Annotated in this window: 13 protein-coding genes; 6 read left to right on the top strand and 7 right to left on the bottom strand. The window is 34.0% G+C overall.

Translation table 11 applies throughout. The annotated features are described in order from the left end of the window. Positions 1-177: 177 nt before the first annotated feature. Entirely contained in the window at positions 178-4,533 is a 4,356-nt protein-coding gene (gene polC / locus GXK57_RS00365) for a DNA polymerase III subunit alpha (protein WP_160669776.1), read from the bottom strand. A 419-nt stretch (positions 4,534-4,952) separates the two neighbouring features. Between polC and ahpC the strand changes: the two genes are divergently transcribed. The 3 genes from ahpC to GXK57_RS00350 all read left to right on the top strand — a co-directional run bounded on the left by ahpC (position 4,953) and on the right by GXK57_RS00350 (position 8,340). Next, entirely contained in the window at positions 4,953-5,516 is a 564-nt protein-coding gene (gene ahpC, locus GXK57_RS00360; RefSeq protein ID WP_160669773.1) for an alkyl hydroperoxide reductase subunit C, read from the top strand. A gap of 10 nt (positions 5,517-5,526) precedes the next feature. Next, positions 5,527-7,056, top strand: a complete 1,530-nt coding sequence (gene ahpF, locus GXK57_RS00355) for an alkyl hydroperoxide reductase subunit F (RefSeq protein ID WP_160670554.1) — start codon at positions 5,527-5,529, stop codon at positions 7,054-7,056. Positions 7,057-7,581: 525 nt separating this feature from the next. Beyond that, positions 7,582-8,340 (top strand): DUF975 family protein, encoded by a 759-nt coding sequence (locus tag GXK57_RS00350; RefSeq protein ID WP_160669770.1) that lies wholly within the window; start codon positions 7,582-7,584, stop codon positions 8,338-8,340. A gap of 447 nt (positions 8,341-8,787) precedes the next feature. Here the strand turns inward: GXK57_RS00350 and GXK57_RS00345 are convergent, their stop codons facing one another. From GXK57_RS00345 to GXK57_RS00330, 4 genes are all read right to left on the bottom strand, one after another. Further along, complete coding sequence (locus GXK57_RS00345) at positions 8,788-9,960, bottom strand: serine hydrolase domain-containing protein (protein ID WP_160669767.1); 1,173 nt, start codon at positions 9,958-9,960, stop codon at positions 8,788-8,790. Positions 9,961-10,438: 478 nt separating this feature from the next. Then, a complete protein-coding gene (locus GXK57_RS00340; protein ID WP_160669764.1) occupies positions 10,439-11,617 on the bottom strand; it encodes a hypothetical protein in 1,179 nt (392 codons plus the stop codon). Between the two features lie 154 nt (positions 11,618-11,771). Further along, entirely contained in the window at positions 11,772-12,413 is a 642-nt protein-coding gene (locus tag GXK57_RS00335) for a uracil-DNA glycosylase (RefSeq protein WP_202127645.1), read from the bottom strand. 414 nt (positions 12,414-12,827) lie between these two features. Beyond that, positions 12,828-13,919, bottom strand: coding sequence for a VWA domain-containing protein (locus GXK57_RS00330; RefSeq protein WP_160669761.1), 1,092 nt, complete (start codon positions 13,917-13,919; stop codon positions 12,828-12,830). A 189-nt stretch (positions 13,920-14,108) separates the two neighbouring features. Between GXK57_RS00330 and GXK57_RS00325 the strand changes: the two genes are divergently transcribed. Beyond that, the gene (locus GXK57_RS00325) at positions 14,109-14,822 is read left to right on the top strand and encodes a DUF4386 domain-containing protein (RefSeq protein WP_160669758.1); all 714 of its coding nucleotides are present in this window, start codon (positions 14,109-14,111) and stop codon (positions 14,820-14,822) included. 14 nt (positions 14,823-14,836) lie between these two features. Here the strand turns inward: GXK57_RS00325 and GXK57_RS00320 are convergent, their stop codons facing one another. Then, on the bottom strand, positions 14,837-15,421 hold the full coding sequence (locus GXK57_RS00320) for a Crp/Fnr family transcriptional regulator (protein ID WP_160669755.1): 585 nt from the start codon (positions 15,419-15,421) through the stop codon (positions 14,837-14,839). A 217-nt stretch (positions 15,422-15,638) separates the two neighbouring features. Continuing rightward, positions 15,639-16,541, bottom strand: a complete 903-nt coding sequence (locus tag GXK57_RS00315; protein ID WP_160669753.1) for an NAD-dependent epimerase/dehydratase family protein — start codon at positions 16,539-16,541, stop codon at positions 15,639-15,641. A 131-nt stretch (positions 16,542-16,672) separates the two neighbouring features. On the opposite strand from GXK57_RS00315, the gene GXK57_RS00310 reads away from it, so the two are divergent. Continuing rightward, a complete protein-coding gene (locus tag GXK57_RS00310; protein ID WP_160669750.1) occupies positions 16,673-17,581 on the top strand; it encodes an AraC family transcriptional regulator in 909 nt (302 codons plus the stop codon). A gap of 19 nt (positions 17,582-17,600) precedes the next feature. Continuing rightward, positions 17,601-18,059, top strand: a complete 459-nt coding sequence (locus GXK57_RS00305) for a GNAT family N-acetyltransferase (RefSeq protein WP_160669747.1) — start codon at positions 17,601-17,603, stop codon at positions 18,057-18,059. Positions 18,060-18,164 lie beyond the last annotated feature (105 nt).

Below are 18,164 nucleotides of genomic sequence, written 5' to 3'. Positions count from 1 at the left end.
TATTCATATAGTGATAATTTTATTAAATATAAAAAACCACTAATGCGACTTACATTAGTGGTTTCTCCTTATATAGGCTTAAAAATATATATTAAAATCCTATATTTATATTTTACTTCATCTTAGTATTAGACATTGAAACAGTTTATACTAAAGGACCAACTTATCGCTGTACCTTTAAGATATCAAATCAAAGAAACTCAATTGATCTTTTTCAGGAAGACCGTTTAGACATCCAAACTTTCTTAAAGAATCTATAGCTGAGTTTCCGATCTTAGCACGTTTCTTTAAATCTTCAATAGAATTAATAGGGCTTTCCTCTTTTATTGCTTCCTGTATAGCACTGTATATGCCTTCTGCCGCCACATTACCCATACCTGATATACTGTTTATAGGCGGTCTTAGACCATCTTCTTCTACTAGGAACTGAGTAGCATGAGACTTATACAAATCTATAGGAAGGAACTTAATGCCTCTTTCGTACATCTCTAGGACAAGTTCTAAATCATCATACATATCTTTATCCTTAGGAGGAGCCATCATACCCATAGCTTCTATTTCCTTCATTCTTTGCTTAACCTTTTCTTTTCCAAAGATCATATAATCTGCATCGAAAGCCTTTGCTCTTATGGTAAAGAAGGCTGCATAGTAAGCCTTTGGTATGTGAACTTTAAACCAAGCTATTCTAAAGGCCATCATAACATATGCTGCCGCATGGGCTTTAGGGAACATGTATTTTATCTTTCTACAAGAGTCTATGTACCATTCTGGTACCTCACATTGCCTCATAAGTTCTTCGTATTCTGGCCATTTTGGATCCTTCAGTGCCTTACCTTTACGAACAGTTTCCATTATCTTAAAGGCTGTATTTGGCGGAAGACCTTTTTTAATAAGATAAATCATGATATCATCTCTCGTACATACTGCTTCACTTAGCGTAACTATCCCTTGGTCAATCAAATCCTTAGCATTGCCCAGCCAAACGTCAGTACCATGGGAAAGTCCTGATATACATATCAGGTCTGTAAAGGCCTTTGGCATAGTATCCAGAAGCATTCCTCTAACGAACTTAGTACCAAACTCAGGTATTCCAAAGGTTCCTACCTTAGAGTTTATCTGTTCTGGAGTAACGCCCAGCGCTTCGGTAGAAGAAAATATGGACATTGTCTTCTTTTCATCCATGGGTATAGTCTTAGGGTCAACCCCTGTTATATCCTGAAGCATTCTTATAACTGTAGGATCATCGTGCCCAAGTATATCAAGCTTCAGTAGATTCTGGTCAATTGAGTGATAGTCAAAATGTGTAGTTATAATATCAGAATTTGGATCATCAGCTGGATGCTGAACTGGACAAAACTCAAAGATTTCTCTCCCCTTAGGTACAACTATTATTCCACCGGGATGCTGTCCTGAAGTTCTCTTAATACCCGTACATCCTTTTGATATTCTCATTATTTCAGCCTTGCTCACCGTCATATTCTTTTCTTCATAATACTTCTTTACATAACCAAAGGCAGTTTTCTCTGCTATAGTACCTATGGTTCCAGCCTTAAAGGTAGTGCCCTTTCCAAAGATAACCTCAGTATATCTATGGGCTTTTGCTTGGTACTCACCAGAGAAGTTTAAGTCTATATCTGGTTCTTTATCTCCATTAAAGCCTAGGAAGGTTTCAAATGGGATATCTATACCATCCTTAGCTAAGGGTTCTCCACACTCAGGACAAGTCTTATCAGGTAAATCAAAGCCATTTTTAAAGCCATAATCAGTAAAGTCAGAGTACTTACAGTTAGGACATCTATAATGAGGAGGAAGAGCATTTACCTCTGTTATACCTGTCATATATGCCACTACTGAAGAACCAACGGATCCTCTTGAACCAACTAAGTAACCATCTTCATTGGATTTCCATACCAGCTTCTGAGCTATTATATACATAACTGAGAATCCGTTTTTTATTATGGAATCAAGTTCTCTTTCCAATCTATCTTGAACTAGTTGAGGAAGTGGATCTCCATAAAGCTCATTGGCCTTTCCGTAAGTTATATCCTTAATGGTCTGTTCACAGCCATCTATGTGTGGTGTAGCCTTATCTGGTGATATCGGACTTATCTGTTCACACATATCAGCAATCTTATTAGTATTTGTAACAACAACCTCGTAAGCCTTTTGCTTTCCTAAGTACTCAAATTCCTTAAGCATTTCTTCTGTGGTTCTTAGGTATAAAGGAGCTTGATTGTCTGCATCCTTAAATCCCTGTCCTGCTTCTAATATACGTCTATATATTTCATCTTCCGGATCCATAAAATGAACGTCTCCAGTAGCAACGACAAGCTTATTGAGCTTTTCTCCTAATTGTATGATCTTCTTATTTATTTCTTTTAAGTAATCTCTATTAGGTACCTGCTCTGTTCTAACTAGGTAATCATTATTCCCTAATGGTTGGATTTCAAGGTAATCATAATCTTCTGCAATAGCTTCTATTTCTTCATCGGACTTACCTAGAAGTATTGACTGATACAACTCTCCTTCACTGCAGGCACTTCCTATCATCAGCCCTTCTGAGTACTTCTTATACATACTCTTTAATATACGAGGCTTTTTATGAAAATAGTTTAAATTAGAATAAGATATAAGCCTATATAAATTCTTTAAGCCTACATAATCTTTGGCAAATATTATTGCATGGAAGGTTTTGAGCTTCTTGTAACCTTCTTTCTTAGATTCCTCATCAATACCAAACAGATCTATATCTTCAAGAGTTTTTACTCCCTTTTCCTTTAGCTTCTCGAGCATTACTTCAAAAACCTTAACAGTGGTATCAACATCATCTAATGCTCTATGAGCTACTTCAACCTTTATACCTAAGTTTTTAGCAATTCTCCCCAGCTTATAAGTCTTAAACTCTGGGAATACTTCCTGTGCTAAGGTTAAGGTATCTACGTAAGTAAAATCGAAGTCATAACCCAATACTTTAGCATTCTGCTTTAGGAAGCCTACGTCAAAGGATGCATTATGAGCAACTAAAACACTTCCCTTTATAAATTCTAAGAGCTTAGGGAACACTTTATCTATAGTTTCTGCATCTTTTACCATATCGTCAGTTATGTTAGTAACCTCAACAACCTTTGCAGGGATAGGTTTTTCAGGGTTTACAAAACAACTGAATTCGTCAACGACCTTACCATCCTGATATTTCATAACACCTATTTCAGTAATTCTCTCAGTTACCGCTGAAAATCCTGTTGTTTCTAAGTCAAGAACACAGTAAGTTGTATCTATGCTCTGTCCCTTAGGGTTAGTTACGGATGGTTTCTTATCTGGAGCTAAGTAAGCCTCTACCCCGTATAGAACTTTCATATCTGGATTATTTCTTCCTAAAAGCTTATGTGCTTCTGGAAATGCCTGAACTACTCCATGATCTGTTAAGGCGATAGCCTTCATGCCCCAGCTCATAGCTCTCTTAATAAGATCAGTCGCACTATTCATAGCATCCATCTGACTCATCTGAGTATGCATATGAAGCTCAACTCTCTTAACCTCTGCATTATCTTGTCTCACAGCTCTCCTAATTCCTAGAGTTTCTATGATAATATTAGCTATCATTTCAACTTCTCCAGAGAACTTACTGTAGCTAGCAGAACCCACTAATCTTACTCCCTTAGCCTTTTTAAGTCTAGATAAAACTTCTTCATATTCTCCAGGCTTTAAGAAAGACTTACAGGTCATAGAAGTTGATCCATCATATATGTCAAAGGAAACTAACGTCTTTCCACTTCTTAGTTCCTTAGCTTCGATATTTGATATCTCTCCTTCAATTGCTATTCTTCCTTCGTCCGGTGTAATATCAGTAATCTTGATTACATTTTCCTTAATCTTAGAGCTTCTTCCAAGTATTAAGAATGGATCTCCCTTCTTACCATCGGACTCATCCTTCAGCTCTTCCTTTTTAAATGGAACTTCCTTGGTTGGCTTAGGAGTATTGGCAGCCACATCAGTTTTAATTTTCTTTAAAGCGGCCATCATCTCCTGTTCACGACTCTCTTGCTGAAGCGCCAACTCTTCACTACTTATAGCATCAATAAACTTTATATTGTAAGAAGTACCATAAAGAGTCTTTATATTTTCTCGGAGCTGTTTTTCATAATTCATAGATTTTAAAAAACCTGATACTGCAACCTTTAAGTGAAAGTTTATAGTATTGTTTTCAACTGTATATTCACTATTATTAGCAACTGTTTTTAGAACAGGATGCTTATCAGACATTGAAACTAAAATATTTTTGATTTCTTCTTCTATAGGTTTCTTATCTGTTCCGTCAGCATAGTTTACAGATATTACAGAATCATTTAAGGCAAATCTTTGTTTTATAAATCTATTAAGGCCATCAAATTCTTTTATATCAATATATTTATCTGAACTTATCTTAAGCTCAAGCTTCTTACTCTTTTTGCTTAACACAACAGATTCTACAAGTGCATTAGTTATATTGCCACGTGCATTATAGTCACTAAAAATTTCATTTATCTTTTTCATGGTAACTTACCTTCCCTCTAAAATTTTTAGTACCTTATTATTATATAAGAATAATATTTTTATGTCATGTGGTAAAAATTTAGTTGAAGTGAATTTCTTTAAATCCCCCTCTAAATCATAGTCTATCCAATACTTCTTATATTAGGTTTTATATTCATGGTATTTCTAAGAAAAGTCTTTCACAAAATAGACATAAAGAGTTCATATATGGAGACTTAATTAATAGTTGAGTTAGGAACTCTAGAAACGTTATAAAAAGTTCAAAAATAAAAATAAAAAAATTTTGGAAAACTATATTGACAAATATTAGTTTAGTTTTATAATTGGTATTAAGTAATAATCATTATTACTTTGTATCAATTACAAACAGTATGTACAAAAATTAATTTATAAAAGTAAATTTCGGGAGGTATTTTATTATGTCATTAATCGGAACAGAGGTAAAACCATTTAAAGCATCAGCTTTCAGACAAGGTCAATTTTTAGATTTAACTGAGGCAGATTTCAAAGGTAAGTGGAGCGTAGTATGCTTCTACCCAGCAGACTTCACTTTCGTATGTCCAACTGAATTAGAAGATTTACAAGATAACTATGCAACATTACAATCACTTGGAGTTGAAGTATACTCAGTTTCAACTGATACACACTACACTCACAAGGCATGGCATGATAGCTCAGAAGCTATAAAGAAGATCACTTACACAATGATCGGTGACCCTTCACATACTATATCACGTAACTTTGATGTATTAATCGAAGCTGACGGTCTTGCAGATCGTGGTACTTTCATAATAGATCCAGATGGAATAATTCAAGCTGTTGAAATAAATGCTGGTGGTATAGGTCGTGACGCAAGCATACTAGTTAACAAGATAAAAGCTGCTCAATACGTAAGAAATAATCCTGGTGAAGTTTGTCCTGCAAAATGGAAAGAAGGCGCTGAAACACTTAAACCAAGTCTTGATCTTGTAGGAAAGATCTAAGGAGAAGCATATTATGCTTGATGCAGATATAAAAGGACAGTTAGCCCAATATCTTGAGTTGATGGAGGGTGATGTCCTTATAAAGGTCAGTGCAGGATCTGATGATGTATCTAAAGATATGGTTGCGCTAGTTGATGAACTAGCCTCCATGTCACCAAAGATTAAAGTTGAGAGAGCAGAATTATCAAGAACCCCTAGCTTCAGCATTAACAGAATTGGAGAAGACACTGGAGTAACTTTTGCCGGTATCCCTCTAGGTCATGAATTTACTTCACTGGTGTTAGCACTACTACAAGTAAGTGGTAGAGCTCCAAAGGTTGATGAAAAAACCATAGAAAAAATTAAAAACATTAAGGGACAATATAGTTTTGAATCTTACATCAGCTTAACCTGTCACAACTGTCCAGAGGTTGTTCAGTCACTTAACTTGATGAGTATTCTTAACCCTAATGTTACTCATACCATGATTGATGGCGGTGCTTTCAAAGATGAAGTTGAAAGCAAAGACATAATGGCAGTACCATCAGTATTTTTAAATGGAGATTTCTTTGGTAGTGGTCGTATGACTGTAGAAGAAATCCTTGCAAAGCTTGGAAGTGCTCCAGATGCATCAGAGTTTGCAGATAAAGAGCCGTATGATGTTCTAGTAGTCGGTGGAGGTCCTGCAGGATCAAGTGCAGCAATATATGCAGCCCGTAAGGGTATCCGTACAGGCATTATCGTAGAACGTTTCGGTGGTCAGGTAATGGATACTTTAGGCATTGAGAACTTCATAAGCATGAAATATACTGAAGGACCTAAGCTTGCAGCAAGCCTTGAAGAACATGTTAAAAACTATAATGTGGATATCATGACCCTTCAAAAAGCAAAACGCTTAGAGAAAAAAGATTTCATAGAGGTTGAACTTGAAAACGGCGCTATATTAAAGAGCAAAGCTGTAATTCTTTCAACAGGAGCTCGTTGGAGAAACGTCAATGTTCCTGGTGAAGCAGAATTCAAGAACAAAGGTGTAGCTTATTGTCCCCACTGTGATGGACCTTTATTTAAGGGAAAGCATGTGGCTGTAATAGGCGGAGGTAACTCCGGTATAGAAGCAGCCATAGATCTTGCTGGAATAGTAGATCATGTAACTGTTCTTGAGTTTATGCCGGAGTTAAAGGCTGATGCCGTGCTTCAAGAACGTCTTTATAGCTTAAGCAACGTAACTGTTCTTAAGAATGTTCAAACAAAAGAAATAACAGGTACTGACAAGGTTAATGGTATATCCTATATGGATCGTGATACTGAAGAAGTTAAGCATATTGAGCTGCAAGGTGTATTTGTTCAAATAGGTCTTGTACCAAATACTGATTGGCTTGGAGAAACAGTGGAACGTAACCGCATAGGTGAAATCGTAGTTGATAGTCATGGTGCTACCAATGTACCTGGAGTATTTGCAGCAGGAGATTGTACCAACACTCCATACAAGCAAATAATTATCTCCATGGGATCAGGCGCCACTGCCGCCCTAGGTGCCTTTGATTATTTGATAAGAAGTTAATAACTAACAAAAATTGCTGAAGTGACTTTCTTCAGTAATTTTTTTGCCCATATATCTAAAAACTTAATTTTAATTATGTTTTTGAAAGGCTAGTCTTTTAGCTATCTGTATAACATATAATTCTGCTATCCTAGATCTTACAAGGTAGATAAGTTTTCTACTATTATATAAATATATAGGTTCGATAATAATGCCTCCTTGGCACTACTTGACATGCATAAATTAATAGTTGAAGTTGGTCTATAACTATTCTTATGAGTAAAAACCTTAACTTAACCACATGCTATATATTACAATGATAAACTAGTCACTTACGCAATCGTGAGAAAAATTAAGTAAATATGAGTAAATAGCAAATGTTATCCTATTCATACACAAATCTAACCAATAAGTATAAGTATCTTTACATTTATCGAATTTGCTATAGGTTATTATATAACCTATAATAAGCTCATGGTTATTACTTAAATGAATACAAATTACCTTATAATCAAAATATAATTAGTAATTTTAGTGGAGGATATCATGTGGTCTAGAAAAGAATTAAAAGACAGAGCTAAAGAGGTTTTAAGTAAAATATATTTAGGTGCTTTTGGTGTCAGTTTAGTCCTAGCACTTGTAGGTGCTACCCATCGCTGGAGCAGCAACGGCTCCCATAATAACAGTTTTAGACATAACCTTTATTACAATCATTATGATAGTTATGGCTTTATAAACTTTCCATTTACACACTGGCCCTTTATACAATGGACACATATCTCATTCTTTTTTATAGCCTTTGTTGTAGTGCTTGCATTACGTATTTTTGTAGGGTATGCACTAGAAGTTGGAGGAAGAAGATATTTTGTTCAAGCAGCTCAATATAAAGATAGACGTAATTGTTTTAGCTTTGGTTTTGATCAACAAAATCATATGTCAATAGTAACTACTATGTTATTAAAAAACATTCTTATATTCCTATGGACCCTTTTATTAATAATACCTGGTATCATCAAAAGTTATGCTTACAGCATGGTTCCATATATACTTGCAGATAACCCAAACATTGGTGCTACAAGAGCTATTGAGTTAAGTAATGAAATGACTAGAGGCCATAAGTTTGATATGTTTATATTAGATTTATCCTTCATAGGATGGTATATATTAGGCGCATTAGCCTTCGGTATTGGCACATTCTTTGTAATGCCTTACGAAAATGCTACAGATGCTGAGTTATATCTAGTATTAAGAAGAGAAGCTTTATATCAAAATATGTGTAGCTATGACGAATTGTTATTAGATTAAATAAAATACTACTCTACAGCAATATCCAAAGGATATTAATGCCGAAAGCTACAACTTAAGCCTTCAAGCATTATATCCTAATTTGATCATATATAGTACTTTACTCTTAAAATGAACTTGTATTGATGAGTAAGTGCAAATCTAATTTGTTTAAAGATGTATCACCTGAAGCTTTCTAGAATCAACCTCCCCCTTTGACTCTAGGAAGCTGGTTTGAAAACCGTGGTGGTGCATCTTTAATTTTTTATATAAAGTTGCTAACTAAACTATTAATTTACAGCTGTTTAGAAATCCACAGAACTATGGATTATAAAACATCGTAAATTAAGTTTCTATACAAAGATGTACCACTTCTACCCTTAAACTCAAAATAAAGCTTTCGATTAAACTAAGAAGCTTTATTTTGTTAAATTGAATTTTGAAGTAGTATGTCTATATAAGAACTGTTTATATAGCACTAAAAATAATATTACGTAATTTTCTGGTAAGGCTAGTAGTTCCTGAATCAGTTTTTTGCATCATGAATAAAAAGGTTAACTTTTCATTGGGACAGTTATTAAAATATGCTCCAAGCCATCCGTCCCAGCCATATTCCCCGGGAAAACCTAAATCTCCAGCTTTGCTACAATCAGTCATTACTCGCATCAAATTGCCATAGCTGTGGCCTGAAAGGCTTATCCAATTATTGAAATTATTTTGTTGCCATGTGTTTAGATTTGCCGAAGTTAGATACTCAACTGTTCTTGGTCTTAATATTTGAACACCATCTAGACTTCCCTTATTTATGAGCATTGTAGCAAATCTTGCATAGTCGTCTATGGTTGAAACTAAACCTGCTCCACCGGATTCGAAGGCTGGCTCTCTATCCATGCAATTAATTATACCTAAGTGATTTTCTGTATATAATACTAAATCACCATTGTTATCGGCATATGTTTTTACAAGTCTAGCTCTTTTTTCTTCTGGCACCCAAAATCCGGTATCTTTCATGCCTAGTGGCTCAAATATTTCTTCACTCAATAATCTTCCAAAGCTCTTTCCACTAGCAACTTCAACTATTGCCCCAAGTACATCCGCAGAAGTTCCATAATCCCAGCTTGTCCCCGGTTGATATGCAAGGGTACACTCTCCAAGCTTATTCATAGCTTCTACAGTTCCCATTGGTTGTTCACCTAACATTCTTTTTCCTATTTCGTCAAGCAGAGCCTCTGTATCCCTTCCAGCTCTATGTTCTCCACCATATACTAACCCTGATGTCATAGAAAGCAGATCTTTTATCATAACTTCTCTTTCCACTGGAACTAGTTTTCCTTCAACCTCTACCATTTGATTTCTGAAACCCTTTAAATACTTGCTTACAGGCTCGTACAAATCGATTTCACCACGTTCTAAAAGTATCATTACAGCAGCAGCTGTCACAGGCTTTGACATAGAATATAACCTAAAGATAGAATCTCTTTTTATAGCTATCTCCTGCTCTTTATCAGCCATCCCATCCTCATGATAAAAAACTTCTTTACCATTCTTTAAAACCAATAAGTTACCTCCAGCTAACTCATTGTTATTTATACTTGTTCTTAGTGCTTTTTTTATTTGGTTTATTTCAACCTCTCCCAACATATTCTCATCACCTCTAAATAAATTAATATTATTTTACCCTATAAAAAATATATACTTTTATAAACTTTACATCAATACATTATTCAAATTTGTTAAAAGAAATAGAATATTACCACATTAAAGTTAAACCATCTAAATGGTATTAAAATATTTAGTATCATGAAAAAGGTATGTTATTATGATTTAAAGATTAAATTATAGTACACTTAGAATATACTCTACCTAAAGATATTTTAAGTAAATCCATCTATAAACTTTGTTTTAAGTTATGGTTATATTGAAGAATGTTGTTTAAAAAGATCTAAGTTAATCATTTTTATAAAAGCTGTATTAAACTTACTTCATCGCTTAACTGATTATAGATTTTATATTCAAATACATCCATGAGTAATATTTATTATATTTATATATTAATAAACATATAGCTATTTCCATCACTATATCTATAATTACCACTATATTTATTATTATTTTTTTATTAATTATTTTTAATAAAAGAATTATTAATAGAAGAATTATTTGTTCCTACCATCCCTCCGGTATCAACGGGATATTCATCCTGATCCCTTAAGGATATTCGTCCGTCATCCAACTGAGTTTCATCCGACTTATGCCTTAATGTACTAATCTTAGCTATATATTCACTAAGTATGCTGCCTATGCTAGAAAAAGCCTTGCGCTTCTTCTTCCCATTGAATTCCTCCAATAACTTTACCTCAAAATCTTTATTATTAGCTTCTATATCTCCTGTGGGTTTAAAATTACTAAATAGCTCCTGTTCCCTTATCAAGTGTTCATCACAATAATCTTCATAGTACTCTGACTCTTCATTTTTTTTAGCAGCTATTTCAATATCTAAAGCTCTTATATTTTCTGCTACATTAAAAAAGTCAAATCCATATAACTCTTTATATTTCCTTGCGCTTTCAGCTAATGGTTCTATGTCCTCCATCCCATGGTTTTCCTTTTTATCACAGTGCTCCTTTGTTGAGCTGAAGCAACCTTCTTTTTCATAATCCTCTACTTTATATAATTCATTAATATCTTCTACCGCTTCTTCATCTTCTGTTAAAGCCTCATCACTTAAGAATGAAGTTTCAGGATAGTCTACTATCTTATCTTTCTCTACCACATGTGCGTTATAAAATTCAATCTCCTCTTTAAATCTTTGCTCATCATACTCATCATAATATCTATAATCATCTTCCTGCTCAATTAACTCTTCATAATCATTATCCTCATCAAAGCGATCAATTTCCGTCTCCTCACACTGGCTAAATACGTCATTAAACCTGTCCTTCTTTCTACTAAAACTGTGCATATTGTACTCAAATATTAATTCTATATAGTTATCACCTAAGGTATAATATGAATATTTCCCATTGGCTACAACAGTCTTATGCTTCAAAATATTTAGTTTAACCAGTTTTTTAAACCTTCTATATACACTATCTGCATTGCTAAGATTTAAAATAGGATATTGTTTAATAACTCCTTCATACTTAACCCAATAATATATCTCTCTATCAATGACTTGACTTCTCATTTTAAAAGACTCCATAAAATCAACAAAATATCTAAGTATAGCCGCATCCTTGATGTCCAAACCAAATTCCATAAGTTTTTCTTGATTAAAGCCCATAATTGAATACTTCATAATCCCCCTCCAATATTGTTTTAATTTAATAATAAAAACTTTGTAATTAAAATTACTTTTTAACCAGTATATATGCAGTATTCAAGTTATTTAGGGAAACTTTTTATTTCTTAAGAATTTTGTAATACTTAACTTCAAATTATACTCGAATCATCTACCGTGACTTCTCTACTATTGCTCTAATTCCCTGAACAAAGTCGTTCTTGCCTCCTTGAGCTGGATGCCTTACTTTATCACAGTTTATACCTAGCTTATTGAGACTTTCCTCTGCCTTGTTTCCCATAGCAATGATATTTTTTATATTAAATAATTCAATGATTCTCAAAAGAGGCTTTTCTCCTATTAGAAGCTCTTTTTTTAAAGGTGTTCTGTTGCTCTCCATGTTTCCTTGTTTATAAGGATGAAAAGGAAATGCATTCCAACCAAAAACCTTAAGATCATATTTTATAAAAGTCTGCCATACTATTGTAGCTGTTGGCTCCTTTGTAAGTTTGTCAGTGTCAATAGGCAGTTTATAACCTTTATCCTTTCCAAACAGATTCATACCCTCCATATTATTAATTAAAAGGTACTCACTACTAAAAGGTACTCCAGTGATACGACAGCCTCTATATCCAGGTGCCTCCCCTACCAATATAATCTTCGGTTTCAAAATACTCATTTCTCTTAAATAAATTAATAAATTATCTCTTCTTATAGCATTTTCTTCAAATTCATAGGAGTATTGATTAAATACATTTTGTGTAACTTCTATTCTGGCTAAATCTTCTACAAACTCTCTTAACTCTTCTATCACTTAATCAACTCTCTTTCTTCTAAGTATATTTTTTCTCAAATGCTACTGATTTTTGAAATATAATTTGCATAGAAATACTACATTCTTTTCTAATACTGCATCATGAAACTTATATCTTCAAGCTATCCTCTCAGTACTAAAAGTACTTTGAACATATATTTATGAACGAAAGAGTATATCTATAGCTTATATTAGTCATATATGTTTCCTAAAAGGCTTTAATATATACTTACTTATAGCGAAGCTGTATTGTTTGGTTATGTTTGAGAATATGACAAAATCATATTAACTCTTTGAATAAACTCATATACGTATCGTATGACCGACCATTTAATTTCTACAGGTCTCTTTAATATAGACTATTATTTATATGAAAAAGAGGACTTACAATTACGCAGGTCCTCTTTTCTATATTTATCTATCCCAATCTTCTACTTCATATAGCAGACTAGTGTTGGCCATAAGCTTTCTATTATATGAGGTAGATTGAATAAATACCTTATACTTATCCATTAATACTGGCTTCAAGGTTTCAAGAACTCCTCTTATATTTTGCTGTGGACTGAGTTTTAGCATGTCCCTAACCTGCTCACCATTGAATATTTTCCCTGTTTCTTTTTCATATAGTAGTACTTCTTTATTAACTCCAACCTTTTCAGTCTTTGTTAGCTCATAAAATCCTCTGCCAACTTTAAAAGATATTCCTTGCTCTAAAATGAATTCTTTTATACTCTGCTCTTTGTCTACGGTTAGTACTTGGAAACGACCGTCTGGCACAGGATTAAGTCCATCTTCACTTACATACTCTTCTATCTCTCTATAGCTTAACTTTTGAATGGAACTCCTGATGTTATAATTCATTCTGCCTTTTGACTTAAGCTCTTCAGCAAAACTCATAAGGCTGTCTTCTCCATCTTGTTTGTAGCATATAGCCATTATCAAATCTGGTATGTTTGCAAACTGATCTAAGGTTAAATAAAATCCTCCAGTTTTATTGGCTATCTCCTCATAAAAAGGCTTAGAATGCTTTCTTACTCCAGGCATAGCATGGATTCCATATACGTTTATTCCGCTCTCTAAAAGAAGTCCTAATTCATTTCTCCAATCAATCTTATTTACGTTTGCAGCATAATTAGGACCGTGAGGTACATCATCACCGATTATAACTAACACCTTGGAGGTTCCTGACTTCCATGAGAGGCTAGTCCTCGCCTTATTTAATACTAATTCATAGCATTCAGGGGCATCACCACCATATGTTGGTTCCACCGTTGTAATAAAATCAATTATTTCCTTTTCGTCACTTGAAAAATCCTTAAGCTTTATTACATAAGGCTTTTCCGCATCACAGTAGTCTCCATGAGCTATTATAGATATTCTCAAACTAGGAATATCAGAAAACAACTTACTCACTATCTGTTTTATGCTTCTCCTAACCTGTGTTAAACATGGATACATTGAACCTGTTGTATCAAAGCTGATACATACATCTATACTGCTATTCATAAGCTCCCATCCCGATAATTTCTTACTTGATAAATATATTCAAAGGGATGGAGGTTTATTCAATGGACAGTGGCACGGGGCTTTCGTACCTAAAAAGGAATAAAAGCTCCGTCCTCTACCATTGACTTAAGTCAAGGATTTGTAATCATAGAGATGCTATAATGAGCTCAATAAAGAGGAGGGATAGAAATGTTAGTCTTTGAAACAGAAAAAATATCACTTAGGAAAGTTGCATTAATAGCCGGATTGACCATTTGTATCATTGCAATTTCAGCTGGCTTTTCAGTAGGACTAGTTGATAATAGATTAATAGTTCTTGATGATGCAACAGCCACTATGGACAATATAAAAAAGTTCTTCTCACTTTTTCAACTTGGTATCTTCAGCTGGCTCATAACTCTCATTGGCGATGTTGTGATTTCCTGGGCGCTATACGTGTTCTTAAAACAAGTTGATAGTAGCTTATCTCTGCTTGGAGCGTGGATACGCTTGATATATTCTACTATACTTGGGATAGCTATTCTAAATTTAATATTTATATCTATCTTATTAAGCAATGAATACAAACTACCTTTAATTCAAACATACCAATTAAAGTATTTACTAATGCTATTTATCATAGGCTTTCACAAAATGTGGTCTTTAGGACTAATAATTTTTGGATTCCATCTATTCATCATCGGATATTTGACACTTAAGTCAAACTTCATGCCCAATATATTAGCAATACTTTTATTGATAGCTTCTTTTAGCTATGTATTTATCCATATAATGCATGTATTCTTACCTCAATACGATAATATTACCAGGGTAATAGAAACAATGCTAAGTGTTCCAATGACACTAGGGGAATTAGGACTTGGCATATGGTTAATGATAAAGGGAGGCAAAGCAGAGAAATAAAACTTTGTACTTTACTATAAGCTATCTAGGGATACTCTTTTTTTAATTCTACTTAAAGACTCTGCAGTAATCCCCAGATAGCTTGCCAATTGGTGCTGTGGAACACGATTTATAAGTCCAGGTCTCTTTTGCAGAAGCATCCTATAACGATCCTCTGGAACTGCTGCCATGAATCTTGCCTTTTCATCTTGTTCCTCACCAAAATTATTTTCAACAATACTTCTTGTTACCTTCTCCAGCATTGGAAACTTAGAATACATATTTTCTTCGGACTCCAAATCTCCTACAATAACTGTTGTATCCTCAACACAAGCTAAAAAGTACTCACTAGGAGTCTTTTGTTTGTAGCTCTTAAACATGACAACCGCCTGCTCTTCTGTAAAAAAGTTAATAGTAACTTCCTTGCCATCATCTCCAATTAAATATTGTCGTATACATCCCTCTAATATAAAATAGCACTTTTCTGCAACCTCTCCTTGCCTAAGAAGTATAGTTTTCTTACTATAGGTATCAACAATCATATCCTTTGCAATCTTCACAATCTCATCTTTGCTTAGAGAAAGATTCTTCTCCATAAACTTTAGTAAATCATTGTTCACATTCATCCCATCCTTTTCTAGTAGGACGGAGCCTTCGTCCCTAAAGACACAAAAGCTCCATGCCCATTATATCCAGTTTCTTTCCTTCCAAGCCTTTGTTTCATATTGGAAGTACTTCTCATTGCCCTTTATGATACTATTCATTTTAGTTCTCCTTTAAATAAAAAGCAGCCTCAAAGGACTGCTAGTTACAATATTAAAGCTATTACTACAATACTTACTCAAAATTCTGTCTAATAAAATTAATATAATCTTTTTTTACCACTTCATCAGAATTAGACTTAAACCATTCATAAGATTCCTTTAGTCCTTCAAACAGATCCTTCTCTTCTTCTAATAGATCAGCCTGTCTTGAAACATCTAAAATATATTCATAATCATAAAATGAGAAATAATCTCTTTGGTTGCTGTGATTGGTTACATATTCCTTTTCTAAAGGTACTCCTACAACCTTATAACATAGCTCAACAAAGGTATTTATATCCACCAGCTGTGAATTGCCCACATTAAATATGTGCTCTTTAGGATGCCTTTCTAATATTTTTTCAATAACCTTACACAAGTCTTCCACATGAAAAAATTGTAGCTTCATCCTGCCATCGTTAGGAATATAAAATTTCCTATTTTCTAAAGCGCATTCAAACACAAAGGGCTCTCTATATACATTTTGCATTGGTCCATATATGTAAGGAGGTCTTAGAATATATGCATTAGGAAATCTGGAAATTAAGTATTCTTCAGCCTCGATCTTATCTTGTCCATACTTTCCCCATATGGAATTTCCCCCTACACTTTGATTTTCAGAAAATGGTTGCAAATTTGTTTCTGGATAAACTGCAGAAGAACTAATAAATATATAATCTTTAAATGCTCCAACGGCATCTAATATATTCTTAATGTCTTTTTGGTTATATGCGCATACGTCTATTATGACATCGAAGGAATACTTTTGTAGACACTCTCCTAAGTTATTTCTATCTGCACATATTAAATTAACGTTCTCCACTTGCGGCTTAGTACCTCTATTTAAAACATAAACCTCATGCCCCTTTAATTCAAAGTACTTTGCTACATACTTACTAACAAATACAGTTCCACCTGTAACCAATATACGCTTCATAAAATCCTCCTTAATATAGGGTGACGGCTCTTCTCTTGCCAGGTCCCCACTACCAAAATACAGCAAAAAACATCGAGAAACTATTTAAAATGTATAATATAATTATAAACATCAAGGGGGGATATTGCACTATGGATTATTACACCTTAATTGAAGATTCTATTAATTATATCGAAAACAACTTACACTCAGTAATAAGTTTGAAGGACCTATCAGAAAACACTTATGTTTCTCCTTATCATTTTCATAGAATCTTTAAGGCTTTAGTTGGAGACACATTGATGGATTATGTAAGAAAGCGCAGGATAAGCGACGCCGCTTTGAGGATTGCTAGTACCAACAAAAGTTTAGCAGATATAGCATATGAATATAATTCCTCGTCACAAGATGTTTTCTCAAGGGCGTTTTCCCGTGTATATGGTATGACACCAGGAACCTTCCGGAAGCTCAAACCAGAAATTCAATTATTCGAAAAAAAGAGCCTAGTTATTAGATCCACCATATATCCAAGTTTAATTGATGATACACATATACCAAAGATTGTTATTAAAAACAGTTTTCTCGTTGTGGGCATGGAATGTACTGTTTCCAGGGCTGAATTAAGTCTTGATATTCTTACAGATGATAAATGGAGTGATCATGAGATTAGAAAAATGCACGATGACTTCTTTGGCAGTCTGCAATGGAAGGTGAAAAATAAAGTACCAACCTCTGATTGCATTGCAGCTTATTTAAGAAATGAAGATAATTCTCTAACAGATTTGGCATGCATCGAAGTTAGCTCCTTTGAAGATATTCCTGAGAATATGATATGTAGAACACTTCCATCTCAGAAATATGCTGTATTTAAATTTGAAGCAGATAAATCCGCTGAGCATATTACTCCCTTTGACCTTTCCACTTTAACTGATTATATCTATGGAATCTGGCTACCTGAGTCAAACTATGCCTTGGCGGAAGCTGCAAGTCTTGAGATATGGCTACCTGCCCATAATCCTCTTAATCATTGTGAGGCAAATATATATATCCCAATAAAATAACTTTATGGAGGTACTATTTATGTTAACTATAAGCAAAGCTTTGACTGAAGACGCAGAAACTCTCACAATTATTTCAACAACTTCCTTTAATGACGATTCTAGAACTCATCTGGGAAAAGAGATAGGTCCATATGGCTATAACCTAGCAGAATGGCATCTAGATAGAATGGAGAAATGTGATTATTATAAAATTCTAAATGATAACCACATAATCGGAGGTATATACGTATCTAAGGTTTCAGACAGTCATTATCAGCTAGAATGTATATTCATTCACCCTGAGTACCAAAACAGAAAGATAGGAACCCAAGTCATAGGTATGATAGAAGAGTCCTATCCTTCTGCAGAAAAATGGACTCTAGATACCCCTTCATGGAACCCACGAACAAATAATTTTTACACAAAGCTTGGATACAAAAAAGTCGGTGAAGAAGATTTAAAATTTATGACGTTATCCCTTTATGAAAAAACTATATAGACTTTTTATATAACTTAACCACTTTGTAATATCTAATTTAATGCCTTATAAACAAAAGCCAATATTGCTTGCATTGATGTACATGGCTAACAAATAAACCTTATA

It is taken from the genome of Clostridium sp. C8-1-8 (assembly GCF_009928445.1).
GTDB lineage: Bacteria > Bacillota > Clostridia > Clostridiales > Clostridiaceae > Clostridium_AR.
This window is presented reverse-complemented; position numbering and strand designations above follow the sequence as displayed.

Bases quoted from the DNA above. Each gene is read 5' to 3' on its own strand.
- polC (WP_160669776.1), bottom strand. From the start codon at position 4,533: ATGAAAAAGATAAATGAAATTTTTAGTGACTATAATGCACGTGGCAAT.
- ahpC (WP_160669773.1), top strand. From the start codon at position 4,953: ATGTCATTAATCGGAACAGAGGTAAAACCATTTAAAGCATCAGCTTTC.
- GXK57_RS00350 (WP_160669770.1), top strand. From the start codon at position 7,582: ATGTGGTCTAGAAAAGAATTAAAAGACAGAGCTAAAGAGGTTTTAAGT.
- GXK57_RS00345 (WP_160669767.1), bottom strand. From the start codon at position 9,960: ATGTTGGGAGAGGTTGAAATAAACCAAATAAAAAAAGCACTAAGAACA.
- GXK57_RS00340 (WP_160669764.1), bottom strand. From the start codon at position 11,617: ATGAAGTATTCAATTATGGGCTTTAATCAAGAAAAACTTATGGAATTT.
- GXK57_RS00330 (WP_160669761.1), bottom strand. From the start codon at position 13,919: ATGAATAGCAGTATAGATGTATGTATCAGCTTTGATACAACAGGTTCA.
- GXK57_RS00325 (WP_160669758.1), top strand. From the start codon at position 14,109: ATGTTAGTCTTTGAAACAGAAAAAATATCACTTAGGAAAGTTGCATTA.
- GXK57_RS00315 (WP_160669753.1), bottom strand. From the start codon at position 16,541: ATGAAGCGTATATTGGTTACAGGTGGAACTGTATTTGTTAGTAAGTAT.
- GXK57_RS00310 (WP_160669750.1), top strand. From the start codon at position 16,673: ATGGATTATTACACCTTAATTGAAGATTCTATTAATTATATCGAAAAC.
- GXK57_RS00305 (WP_160669747.1), top strand. From the start codon at position 17,601: ATGTTAACTATAAGCAAAGCTTTGACTGAAGACGCAGAAACTCTCACA.